Below are 11284 nucleotides of genomic sequence, written 5' to 3'. Positions count from 1 at the left end.
CCCCCGCGAGGGGATCACCTTGCAGCCGTACAGGTCCTTGTCGGAGGTCTTGTCGGCACTGCGCTCGAAGTAGACGCCGGGCGAGCGGACCAGCTGGGAGACCACCACGCGCTCGGTGCCGTTGACGATGAACGTGCCCTTCGGCGTCATGAGCGGGAAGTCGCCCATGAACACCGTCTGGCTCTTGATCTCACCGGTGGTGTTGTTGATGAACTCCGCCGTGACGAACATCGGGGCGGAGTAGGTCATGTCCTTGTCCCTGCACTCATCGACGGAGTACTTGGGCGGCTCGAACCGGTGATCCCGGAACGACAGGGACATGGTTCCGGAGAAGTCCTCGACGGGACTGAGCTCCTCGAAGACCTCCTCAAGGCCCGACTGGGCCGGGACGTCCCTGCGCCCGGCCTGGCGGGCCGCCTCGACCCGGGCCTTCCACCTCTCGTTCCCGACGAGCCAGTCGAAGAACTCGGTCTGCGGGGCGAGAAGGTCGGGAACCTCGAGAGGCTCCTGGATGCGGGCGAAGGAGACGCGATGAGGACCGGCGGGTACGGCGGGGGCGTTACGCGAGGCTGTCAAAGGATGTCCTTCCGGAAGGGCACGGATGGAATCGAACTGCGCGCACGCCAAACGCCCCGGGAGGATCCGGGGCGTGTGCAGACAGCGCGAGGGAGCAGCATAACGCAAGTAGGAAACGTATGTCTACAACTACTATGAGCGTCAACCTCGTTGCCGCTTTCAGCATTCCACAGCCGGGTGAACTCGTCAACCTGGATACCGGCGCGGGATTCGCGCGGCCGGGCGCGGTGGCCGGATTCCCGGCCCGCACCGGCCCCCGTCCCGGACGCCGGCGTCGGCCGCCGGGCCTCCCGCTCACCGGGAGGGAGCGCGCGGCCCGTCCTCGTCGTCGTCGACCATCAGGAAGGCGGGCCGGTTCTCGCGCCACCCGGGCACGTCCATCGCGTTGAGCACGGAGATCAGCTTCTTCTCCTCGTAGATGAAGTGCGTCTGCATGATCGCCGACAGTGCCCCCACCTCCTCGCGCACCTTCGTGGCGGTGGCCGGGTCCGGCTCCTCCGGCAGGGAGTCGAGCAGTTTGCGCAGGTTCCCCATCAGCCAGTCCAGCTGGTTGTGGTCGGCGCGCAGGTCGGAGAGGACCTTGCGCAGCTCGGGGAACTCCTCGGCGATCGCCGGGAACGCGCCCCTGTCCTCGCCGGTGTGGTGGCGCGTCAGCGCCGTGCAGAAGGACAGGCAGTGGGCGCGCAGGTCACGCGGCGGGAGCCCTCTGCCGTCGAAGTAGTCGTCGATGCCGTCCTGGAGGTCCTCCAGCATCTCCCGAAGCCAGATGTGCACCTCGAGAAGCTGCGTGCCCAGGGCGGTGAGACGTTCGCCCGACGTGGAACGTGCGTTCATCCTTCTCCTTCGAACGGGTCGTCACACCCAGTTTCCCCGAACACCCGGCTCGTCCCGGGCCCGTCGGGCCGGAAGTCAGCCTTCCTCCTCCAGCCGTACGGTGCCCGCGGCCCCGTCGATCGTGATCAGTTGCCCGGTCCTGATCTCGTGGGTGGCGTCGCGGACGCAGATGACCGCCGGGATGCCGTACTCCCTGGCGACGGTGGGGCCGTGCGCGACCGGCGAGCCCGTCTCGGTCACCAGCCCGGCCGTGGTCAGGAACAACGGGGTCCAGCCGGGATCGGTGGTCGGGGCCACCAGGATCTCGCCGGGTTCGATGTGCGCGCCGACCGGATCACGGATCACCCGCGCCCTGCCGGTCGCCCGTCCCGCGGCTCCGGCCATCCCGGTCAGCACCCCCTCCTCCCGGGGCGCGGGAGGCACGAGGGTCTCCACGTCGGTCCCGTCCGACAGCAGGGCCCCGGGGACGGTGCGCCGCCGCAGTTCCCGCTCGTGGGCGGTGCGGCGGGCCGCGACCAGGTCCCGGTGGTCGGTCCCGTCGTGCACGGCGGCCCGGACCTCGGACAGGTCGAGGAACATCACGTCGTCGCCGCGCTCCAGCAGGCCGCGCCCGGCCAGGTCTGCCCCGATCAGCAGGAGCTGACGGCGCGCCGCCTGGATCGCGGGCAGCCAGGCGAACTTCCCGATCTCCCGGAGCCCGGTGAGCTTGCGCGAGCGGCGCATGAGGAACGCCGCGAGCCTGCCGCGTACCGGCCTGGTGCGCCGCGCCCGCCGCGACAGTGACGTCACCGTCCGCTCGGCCCGTGCCGCCGCCTGCTCGAAGCGCCGGTCGGGCGCCTGCGCGGGGTCGTCGACCCGCAGGTAGTTGGCGATCACGGCGAACAACGGCGCCGGATCCTCCGCCCAGCGTGGCATGCCCACGTCGATCTCCGCGGCGGCCCGCATGCCGTAGGTGTCGAGGAAGCCGGTCAGCCCGATGTCCGGCAGCTCTCCCGCGTGGTGCCGGGCGGCCAGTTCCGCCGGCGGCGTGGCGCGGAACAGCTCACCGTGCTCGCGCGCCCGCACCGCGATCCGCCAGAGCGCCAGGTCCATCTCGGTGGTGACGTTGTGCGGCATCCCGGCGAGGACGGCGTCCAGCTCCTCCTTCGAGGCGACCCCCTCGAGCAGCCCGGACGGCACCGTCCCGGCGAGCATCCCGGCCAGCAGCGGCCATACCAGCCCCATCATGTCGGCGCTCATGACCGACCGGTGGGAGTCCTCGATCACCCAGCGCAGCCGCTCGGCCGAGGTCGCCGGCCCCGGCGGCGGTACGATCCGGCGCCTCATCTCCGCCACCGCGCGGTAGGCCTTGACCCGGGCGGCGTCCGGGCGTGCCAGGCTCCAGGCGATGCCGGCGACCGCGGGCAGCGCCAGCCGGGCCGTCATCCGCGCGACGCTGCCGAGGCGGAAGGGCAGGCCGGGGCGCGGGGCGAAGCGAGGGTCGTCCAGCACGCGCTCGACGGCGCCCTGCACGCGCGGCCCGTACACCTCGAGCGACAGGTGCAGCCGCCTGCGCGTGACCGCGTTGCGCAGGAAGTCGGTCAGGTCGAAGTAGAGCCGCCCGCCGATGGGCACCAGCCGGGGCAGCGGATCACGGGGATCGACCGTGGCGCCCACGGCCTTGAACCACACGCCGGAGCCCATCTTGAGGATCGAGACGCCCATCGGGGTGGTCGGCCGCAGCATTCCCTGGATGTGGCCGAACTCCAGGTAGAGCCGCGCGTCACCGGTCTCGGGCGGGGCCGGGAACAGGGTGGTGATCGGCCGGGACTGCAGCAGCCACAGCGTGCCGCCGGCGTCGACGGCCCACTCGACGTCCTGGGGGGAGCCGAAGTGCGCCTGCAGCCGCCGGCCGGCCTCGCGCAGCTCCTCGAGCCGCTCCCGGTCCAGGCATCCGGCTGGTACGGCGGGTGCGGCCGGTGTCCGCGGGCCGAGGACGTAGTGGTCGGGGACGACGGTCCCCTCGACGACGGCGGTGCCCAGCCCGGGCGCGGCGTCGACGACCGTCTCGGTGCGGCAGCCGGTGATCGGGTTGGCGGTGAACATCACCCCGGCCGCCACCGGGTCGATCATCCGCTGGACCACGACGGCCATCGCGGCCTCGGTGACACCGGCCGCGGCGCGGTAGGCCACGGTGCGTTCGCTGTGCAGGGAGTCCCAGCAACGGCGGACCGCGTCGGCGAGCGGGCCGGCGCCTTCGACGTTGAGGTAGGTGTCCTGCTGGCCGGCGAAGCTCGCCTCCGGCAGGTCCTCGGCGGTGGCGCTGGAGCGCACGGCCACACGCCCGCCACCGAGCCGCCGGTAGGCGTCGATCAGCTCCCGCTCCGGCAGCTCCCGCCCGATGTAGGCGTCGACGGTCAGGCAGAAGCCGTCGGGGACGCGTTCACCGGCCCGGATCATCTCGCCCAGCCCGGCGGCCTTGCCTCCCACCACCTCGATCATGGAGGAGTCGATCTCAGACAACCGGATCAGATTCATCCCGTACCCTCCTCGCGGCCTTGGCGTAGATCTCCATCGACCGGAGAACGATCTTCTGCTCGTCCTCCGTCATGTGGTTCCACAGGGCCATCTGCCCGTCGACGCGAGGAAGACGCGGAAGGCGCTCCTGGCGGTGCCGACGCCGGCGATCAGGTCCTCAGGGAGGTCTCACGCGGCCCCCGGGTGGTGAACAGCCGGCGCCGTGGTGTCCCCGGTTCGCCGGAGCGGTGGTCAGTGCCCGGTGGGCCGGCTGAAGCGCACCATGTTGCCGGAGGGGTCGCGGAAGGCGCAGTCGCGCACGCCGTAGGGCTGGTCGACCGGCTCCTGCACCACCTCGCCCCCGGCGTCGCGGACGCGCTCGAAGACGGCGTCGCAGTCGTCGGTGTCGAAGATCACCCCGCGGAGCATGCCCCTGGACAGCAGCCCGGTGAGGGCCTCCCTGTCGGCCGGGGACGCCTCCGGATTCGCCAGGAGCGACTCCAGGACGATGCTCACCCCGGGCTGCGACGGCGACCCGACGGTCACCCAGCGCATGCCCTCGTAGCCCACGTCGCCCCGCACCTCCAACCCCAGGACGTCGCGGTAGAAGGGCACTGCCTTGTCGTGGTCGTCGACGGCGATGAAGCACTGCGAGAGGTTGATGTTCATGCGTTTCACGCTAGGGGTGAGGGGACCGGCCCGGCTTCTCCGTTCCTGACCGGCCTCGTGTAGATCTTGGCCATGCAGGCGGGGAGGGCCGCCCCCTCGTCGGGACGGCGGGCCCGGTAGGAGCTCGGGCTCTCACCCACCAGCTCGGTGAAGCGCGAGCTGAACGACCCCAGCGAGGTGCAGCCGACCGCGAGGCAGACCTCCGTCACCGTGAGATCCCCCCGCCGCAGCAACGCCTTGGCCCGCTCGATCCGCCGCGTCATCAGATAGCCGTACGGCGTCTCCCCGAAGGCGGCGCGGAAACTGCGGGAGAAGTGCCCCGGCGACATCAGCGCCGCCCGCGCCAGCGCCGCGACGTCGAGCGGCTCGGCGTACTCGCGGTCCATCAGGTCACGGACCCGGCGAAGCCGGACGAGATCCTCCAGGGTCACACGACCACCATCCCCCGACGCCGGGCACCACGGGCGCCGGCTCGGTGCGGGCGCCGCCGCTCGAATGGTCGCACGGATCCGCGGGAAGGGGACCGGCGGGGCAGCGGCGGGCCGGGGCCGGCCCCGATGCCGGACGCCCGGATCAGCCCACCTGGAGCAGGGTCTTGCCGACGCCCGCGCGCGACTCGATGACGGCGTGCGCGTCGGCGGCCCGATCGAGGGGGAAGCGCTGCCCGATCAGGGGCCGCAGCCGGCCGGCGGCGGCCTCGGCGAGGGCGCTCTCGGTGCACTCGCGCATCATCTGCGGGGTGGGCCTCACCGGGGCGAGGAGGGTGACGCCTCGCGCGTCGGCGGCCTGCTGCTCGATGCCGGCCCACTGCCCGCTCGCCATGCCGAAACTGATCATCCGCCCGCCCCGGCGGAGCAGCCCGAACGCGGTCCGGGCGATGTCGCCGCCGACCCCGTCGAGGACGACGTCGACCGGGGGGATCCCCTCGCCCCAGCCCGCGGCGGTGTAGTCGACCACCTCGTCGGCGCCCAGGTCGCGGGCCACCCCGAGCTTGCGGGAACCGCCGGCCGCCGCGACCACGGTGGCGCCCGCCGCCCTGGCGAGCTGCACCAGGAGCGATCCCACACCCCCGGCCGCCGCCTCGACCAGCACCCGCTCCCCGGGCCGGGGAGCGGTCGCCCGGATCATCATGGTCGCGGTACGCCCGTCGGCCAGGAGCGCGACCGCGTCGTCCAGGGCCAGGTCATCGGGAACGGCGAAGAGCGCTGAGGCGTCCACCGCGACCCGTTCGGCGTAGCCGCCGGAGCCGCCCGTGGAGGTCACCACCCGGAGACCGGCCAGGCCGGGGTCGGCGCCCTCGCCGACCGCCGCGACGACGCCCCCGACGCCGTTGCCGGGGATCGTCGGCAGCTCCGGCGTGAACGGCGACGGGCCGCCCGAGCGGACCTGGGTCTCCACGAAGGTGATGTTGGCGTAGGCCACGTCGACCAGCGCCTGTCCCGGTCCCGGGACCGGGTCGGGGGCGTCACCGGGGACGAGCACCTCGGGACCGCCGAACTCCTTCAACCACACCGCACGCACGTGTTCTCCCCTGTTCGGCCGACTGTGGCCCCAGCGTGCAACCTCAACCGGGCTCGAGGTCAAGTCACGGGGCGCGGGCACCGTCGCGAGGAGCCTCCCGCGGGCCGGCCGCGGCGTCCGGGGACGGGCCCGCGGGGGGTTCCCCGCCGCGGCGGAGCCACAGCAGGGCGCCCGCCAGCAGCACGGCGCCGCCCAGCAGCCAGGGCGGCGGCCCCGGCGGCAGGACGCCCACGACCAGGCCGGTGACGGCGCCCACCAGCTGCAGGGCGAGCGACTGGACGGAGAGAGCGGTGGCGCGGCCCGAACGGGTGACCCGGCGGTGCAGGAGGTCGCTCTCGATCGGCTGCGCCGCGCCCAGCCCGAGGTAGACCAGGCCGTAACCGGTGGCGGCGAGGACCGTGGTGGCCGTACCGGTCGAGGCCGCGGTGGCGCCGAGCAGGAGCAGGCCGCTCGCGCCGGCCCCCAGGCTCACCAGGACCGCCCGCTCGCCGCCGCCCGCGAGGCGGGCCAGGAGCGGGGCGGCGTGGCTGCCGACGGCCGAACAGACGAAGCCGGCGCAGGCGAGCGCGGCGAAGACCACCGCGCCCGACTCGGACGCGCCGGTGAGGGCCGCGGCCCGGCCCGGCGTGAGCAGCTCGACGGCGGCCAGGGCGCTGCCGGTGGCGCCCGCGCTGAGCAGGACCCGCCGGACCAGGGCGTCGCGCCCTCCCAGGCGCAGCCCGTCCGCGACGGTGGCCGGGACGCCGGCCAGGACGCCGCGCAGGGTGGTGGGCGGCCGGGGCGGCTCGCGCAGGGCGGCCAGGACGTACAGCACGAAGGCGACCTCGACGGCGGCGGCCAGCAGCAGCGGGACCGACAGGGGCGGCACCAGCCCGGAGGTCGCCTCGCTCAGCCGGGCGCCGGCGTCGGGGCCGAGCCCGAGCGCCCAGGGCACGGCCCCGCCCAGGAGGGTGCCGGCCGCGAGCGCGGCCGAGATCGCGGAGTTCCCGCGGGCCAGGCCGGTGCGCAACTCGGCGCCGGGACCGGAGTGCGCCTGGACGGTGTCGACGTACCAGGCCTCGGCCGGTCCGCTGGACAGGGCGCGGCCCGCGCCCATGAGGGCCATGCCGAGGGTGAGCGCCCAGGGGGCGGTGCCCAGGCCCTGGAACACGAACGCGGCCAGGTTCAGCAGGCCGGCGGCGGCCAGGACGAGGCGGCGCCCGAGGACGTCGGACAGGCCTCCGGTGGGCAGCTCCAGCACGGCCGCGGTGAGGGAGTGCGCGGCGACGAAGCCCGCGATGGCCACGAGGGACATGCCGCGCTCGGTGAAGAGCAGGACCGAGGGGGCGATGGTCAGGCCCAGGGGGAACCAGAAGAGCACACAGACCATGACGTAACGGCGGCGGGCGATGCGTGTGTCCGGCGGTTCGGTCACGACGGTTCCTCGTCATCGGTCTCGGGGATCTTCGTCGCGCGGGCGGCTCGCGGGGGCGCGGGCCGAAAGCGGCGGAGGGCGGGGAGGGGATCAGCGCGGGGCCGCGGCGGGCCCGCTCATGCCGTGCCGGGCTCGATCGTATTCTGCGGATCGCGGGCGGGCGTGGCGTTGAAGGCCTCCATCAGGTCCATGGCCCGCAGGTCGTCCTCGGCCGGCGCCGGGTCGTCGGCGATGTACAGGTCACCGGCGAGCATGCGCTCGCGCATCGAACGGCCGTCCGCGTCAGGGGTCATGCGTACCAACGTACACAGGCGTGTACGTCTGTACACGATCATGGCGGCGGGCCCGCGCCCGCCGCCGTCACCGCGCCCCGGCCTCGTGGGACGATGCGGGAATGATCCCCGCCGCCGGCCCGCACCTGGTGAGGGGCCTTCAGGAGAAGGCGGCCCGGGCCCTGCCCGCGGAGCACGTCGAGCGCCTGGACGACTGGTGGCTGCGCCTGGCACCCGCCTGCTCGTGGTGGGTGGGGACGGTGCTGCCGCACGGCGACGCCGGACCACGGGAACTGGCGCGCAGGGTGGCGGTGGCCGAGGACTTCTACGCCCGGCACGACCTGGTCGCGTGCTTCCAGGTCAGCCCGCGCGCCTGCCCGGTCGGCCTCGACGCGTTCCTGGCGGCCCGCCGCTACCGCCGCGGCGCCCGGATGTCGCTCCGGTCGGCCTCGACCGTACGGGTGCTCGAACGGGTACCGGCCGGACCGTCGCGGGTGCGGGTGGAGGAGCGCCCGACGGACGCCTGGTTCGAGGGGTGGCACGCCGTGCACGGTCACGACGGCGAACGGGACCTGCTCGGCCGGGTGGATCGGCCGAGCGCCTACGCCTCGGTGGTCGCCGGAGGCGACGTGATCGCGGTGGGCCGGGCGGTCGCCGACGACGGCTGGGCGGGGGTGTTCGGGATGGCGACACTGCCCCGGGCGCGGGGGAGGGGCGCGGCCCGCGAGGTGCTCGCCGCACTGGCCTCCTGGGCCCGCGCCCAGGAGGCCGGGCACATGTACCTGCAGGTGGAGAGTGTCAACGAGGCCGCCGTACGGCTGTACGCGCGGGCCGGCTTCGAGGAGGTGTGCGGCTACCACTACCGCACGGCGCCGCCGGTGCGGCCGTGAGACCGGCGGCGGTCCCGGCGGTCGTGGCGGCCTTGCCGGGGTCCTGCCGGTCGTGGTCGCGGGAGGCGCCCGGCGGGGGAGGGGTCAGGACGGCGGTCGTGGCGTGACGCCGGCCAGGACGGTGGTCACGATCCTGCGGACGGCCTCGGTCTCCGGCGGGGTGTCGTCCCGCCCGGCGAAGAGCAGGTGCGTGGTCCCGATCAGCATGGCCGCGAGCGTGTCGACGTCGGCGTCCGGCGCGATGCGGCCCAGGTCCCGTTCGGCGGCGAGGTAGGAGGCGATCACGATCGCGGAGTCCGTCAGCACCGGGACACCGGCCGGCAGGTCGCGGCGCAACCGGGCGCGCAGCCCGTCGCGCGCGGCGATGAGGCCGACGATCGCCAGGGCCACCGACTCGAACAGGGCCGTGAGCGCGCCGGTGAGGTTGCCGGCCACGGTGCCGATGCCGGCGGAATCGCGCAGGGCGGCGGTCCTCTCGTCGATGCGTCCGGCGCGGTCCAGCACGAGCTCGGCGAGAAAGGCGTCGAAGTCGGCGAAGTGACGGTGCAGGACGCCCTTGGCGCAGCCCGCCTCCGTGGTGACCGCCCGGCTGGTCAGCGCGCTCGCCCCGTCCCGGAGCAGGACACGCTCGGCGGCGTCGAACAGTTGCGCGCGCGCGTCGCGGATGTGTACCCCTGTCGGCACCGTGCGGTTCTCCTTGCTCGCCGGGCCGCGTCCGGGTCGGCGGACGGGCCGTGCCCGGTACGGTGGGCGCCCGTCCACCGTACCTCAGGCGGAGGCCCCGACCCGGCCGGCCCGCCCGCCACCGTCGGCCGGGCGGGCCCGGGGATCGTCGATCCACGCGGCGCTCCCGCCGTCGGTGGCCGCGGTCGTTTCGGCCGTGGTTACCATCGTGGAGAAGGGGACCCGGCGTCCGTCCGGTGGGCGGGAGCGGCGACGACCTGGCCACCGGGCACGGCGGAAAGGCGGCTCGCATGTCCCAGGCGGGATTCGTGCTGGAGGGGGTCGGCCTGCGCCGGGGTGGCGCGCAGGTCCTGACCGGCCTCTCCGCGCACCTGCCCAGGGGATGCTGCACGCTGGTGACCGGCCCCAGCGGGGCGGGCAAGTCCAGCCTGCTGCGGTTGCTCAACCGCCTCGCCGAACCCTGCGCCGGGCGGATCCTGCTGGACGGCCGCCCGCTGGACGGCTACGACCCGCTGTCGTTGCGCCGGCGGGTCGCCCTGGTGGCCCAGCAGACCGTGCTGCTGACCGGCTCGGTGGCCCGGGAACTGGCCGTGGGGTGCCCCACCCTGGACGCGGAGCGCGCCGCAGGCCTGCTGGAGCGGGTGGGGCTGGGCGCCTCCTTCCTGTCCCGCTCCACCGAGGGCCTGTCCGGCGGGCAGGCCCAGCGGCTGGGCCTGGCCCGCGCGCTGGCCACCGACCCGGAGATCCTGCTGCTGGACGAGCCCACCTCGGCGCTGGACGCCGCCGCGACGGGCCTCGTCGACGACCTGCTGACCGCCTTCGTCGCGGGCGGCGGCAGCGCGGTCCTGGTCAGCCACCGCACCGCGCACACGCGGCGGCTCGCCGGGCACGCGCTCGTGCTGCGCGCCGGGCGGCTGGCCGAGACCGGCGACCCGGCCGGCCTGCGCTACCTGGGGCCTTCGTGACCGCCCCGGCGATCCCCGGCTGGCCGGGAGTGGCCGCCTCGGCGGCGCTGGTCGCGCTGGCCGCCCTGCTGGCCGCCCGGGCCAGGCTCGGCCTGACCGCCGACATGCTCGTGGCCGCGGCACGAGCCCTCGGCCAGCTCGTCGCCGTCGCCGCGGTGCTGGCGGTGGTCTTCGCCCACGGCGGCGTGCCCGGCTCGCTCGCCTGGATCGCGGTGATGGTGCTCATCGCCGGCCACGTCGCCGCCCGCCGCGCCCGGGGCCTGCCACGCGCCCCTTCCGTGGCCACCCTCGCGGTCGCCGTGGCGACCGTCGTGACCGTGGCCACGCTGGTGGTCTCCGGGGTGATCGACACCCGTCCGCACGTGCTGATCCCGGTCGCGGGCATGGTGGTCTCCGGCGCCATGCAGGCCACCGCCCTGACCCTGACCCGCCTGCGCGAGGAGGTCGAGACCGCCCGCCCGCAGATCGAGGCCCGCCTCAGCCTCGGCCTGGACGCCGCCGCCGCGTTCGCCCCGCACGCCCGTACCGCCCTGCGGACCGCGATGCTGCCCGCCGTCGACGCCACCAAGGTCGTCGGGCTGATCAGCCTCCCCGGCGCCATGACCGGTCTCATCCTGGCCGGTGTCGAACCGCTGACCGCGATCCGCTACCAGATCGTGGTCATGTACATGCTGCTGGCCGCGGCCACCCTGGCCGCCGTCACCACCGCGCGCCTGGCCCGGACCGCCCTGTTCGACGAGGCCCACCGGCTCCACGAGCTGCCCGCCCCCCCGTCACGCTGACCGCCCGCGTCACGCCGTCCCCGTGTCACGCTTCCCGTCCCGTCACCGTCGACGGGCGCCACGGCTTCGCCTGCCCGACCTCGGCGGCGGCCACCGCCCGTTGCGTGACCCGGACGCCGAGGACGACGCACAGGGCCTGCCGCCGGCCGGCCGTGACGAACGGCCCGGTGTGAGCGGCTTC

Annotated in this window: 11 protein-coding genes and 1 pseudogene; 3 read left to right on the top strand and 9 right to left on the bottom strand. The window is 74.6% G+C overall.

What is annotated here, in order from left to right; all coding sequences use genetic code 11:
• From AB0G16_RS27970 to AB0G16_RS27935, 8 genes and pseudogenes are all read right to left on the bottom strand, one after another.
• A pseudogene (locus AB0G16_RS27970) lies at positions 1-576 on the bottom strand (DNA-directed RNA polymerase subunit beta); the annotation flags it as partial.
• A 294-nt stretch (positions 577-870) separates the two neighbouring features.
• Positions 871-1410 carry a hemerythrin domain-containing protein gene (locus AB0G16_RS27965; RefSeq protein ID WP_362811146.1) on the bottom strand — a complete coding sequence of 180 codons (540 nt, stop codon included), beginning with the start codon at positions 1408-1410 and terminating at the stop codon, positions 871-873.
• Positions 1411-1485: 75 nt separating this feature from the next.
• Complete coding sequence (locus AB0G16_RS27960) at positions 1486-3927, bottom strand: PEP/pyruvate-binding domain-containing protein (RefSeq protein ID WP_362811144.1); 2442 nt, start codon at positions 3925-3927, stop codon at positions 1486-1488.
• Between the two features lie 231 nt (positions 3928-4158).
• Positions 4159-4575, bottom strand: a complete 417-nt coding sequence (locus AB0G16_RS27955; RefSeq protein WP_362811141.1) for a VOC family protein — start codon at positions 4573-4575, stop codon at positions 4159-4161.
• A gap of 5 nt (positions 4576-4580) precedes the next feature.
• Complete coding sequence (locus AB0G16_RS27950) at positions 4581-4961, bottom strand: helix-turn-helix transcriptional regulator (RefSeq protein WP_362811155.1); 381 nt, start codon at positions 4959-4961, stop codon at positions 4581-4583.
• A gap of 187 nt (positions 4962-5148) precedes the next feature.
• Entirely contained in the window at positions 5149-6096 is a 948-nt protein-coding gene (locus AB0G16_RS27945) for a zinc-binding dehydrogenase (RefSeq protein ID WP_362811138.1), read from the bottom strand.
• A gap of 64 nt (positions 6097-6160) precedes the next feature.
• Positions 6161-7510, bottom strand: a complete 1350-nt coding sequence (locus AB0G16_RS27940; RefSeq protein ID WP_362811135.1) for an MFS transporter — start codon at positions 7508-7510, stop codon at positions 6161-6163.
• Between the two features lie 116 nt (positions 7511-7626).
• Positions 7627-7803, bottom strand: coding sequence for a maltose acetyltransferase domain-containing protein (locus AB0G16_RS27935; RefSeq protein WP_362811132.1), 177 nt, complete (start codon positions 7801-7803; stop codon positions 7627-7629).
• A 101-nt stretch (positions 7804-7904) separates the two neighbouring features.
• Here AB0G16_RS27935 and AB0G16_RS27930 point away from each other — a divergent pair, with 101 nt between their 5' ends.
• Entirely contained in the window at positions 7905-8672 is a 768-nt protein-coding gene (locus AB0G16_RS27930; protein WP_362811129.1) for a GNAT family N-acetyltransferase, read from the top strand.
• Positions 8673-8756: 84 nt separating this feature from the next.
• Here the strand turns inward: AB0G16_RS27930 and AB0G16_RS27925 are convergent, their stop codons facing one another.
• On the bottom strand, positions 8757-9356 hold the full coding sequence (locus tag AB0G16_RS27925; protein WP_362811126.1) for a TetR/AcrR family transcriptional regulator: 600 nt from the start codon (positions 9354-9356) through the stop codon (positions 8757-8759).
• Between the two features lie 290 nt (positions 9357-9646).
• On the opposite strand from AB0G16_RS27925, the gene AB0G16_RS27920 reads away from it, so the two are divergent.
• Together AB0G16_RS27920 and fetB are read left to right on the top strand one after the other, a co-directional pair.
• Complete coding sequence (locus AB0G16_RS27920; protein WP_362811123.1) at positions 9647-10321, top strand: ATP-binding cassette domain-containing protein; 675 nt, start codon at positions 9647-9649, stop codon at positions 10319-10321.
• On the top strand, positions 10318-11103 hold the full coding sequence (gene fetB / locus AB0G16_RS27915) for an iron export ABC transporter permease subunit FetB (protein ID WP_362811120.1): 786 nt from the start codon (positions 10318-10320) through the stop codon (positions 11101-11103). Before AB0G16_RS27920 ends, fetB begins: the two co-directional genes overlap by 4 nt.
• Positions 11104-11284: the final 181 nt, after the last annotated feature.

This window comes from Streptosporangium sp. NPDC023615, assembly GCF_040640155.1.
Lineage (GTDB): Bacteria > Actinomycetota > Actinomycetes > Streptosporangiales > Streptosporangiaceae > Streptosporangium.
The sequence above is the reverse complement of the archived record's forward strand: the minus strand, read 5'-3'. Positions and strand labels throughout refer to the sequence as shown.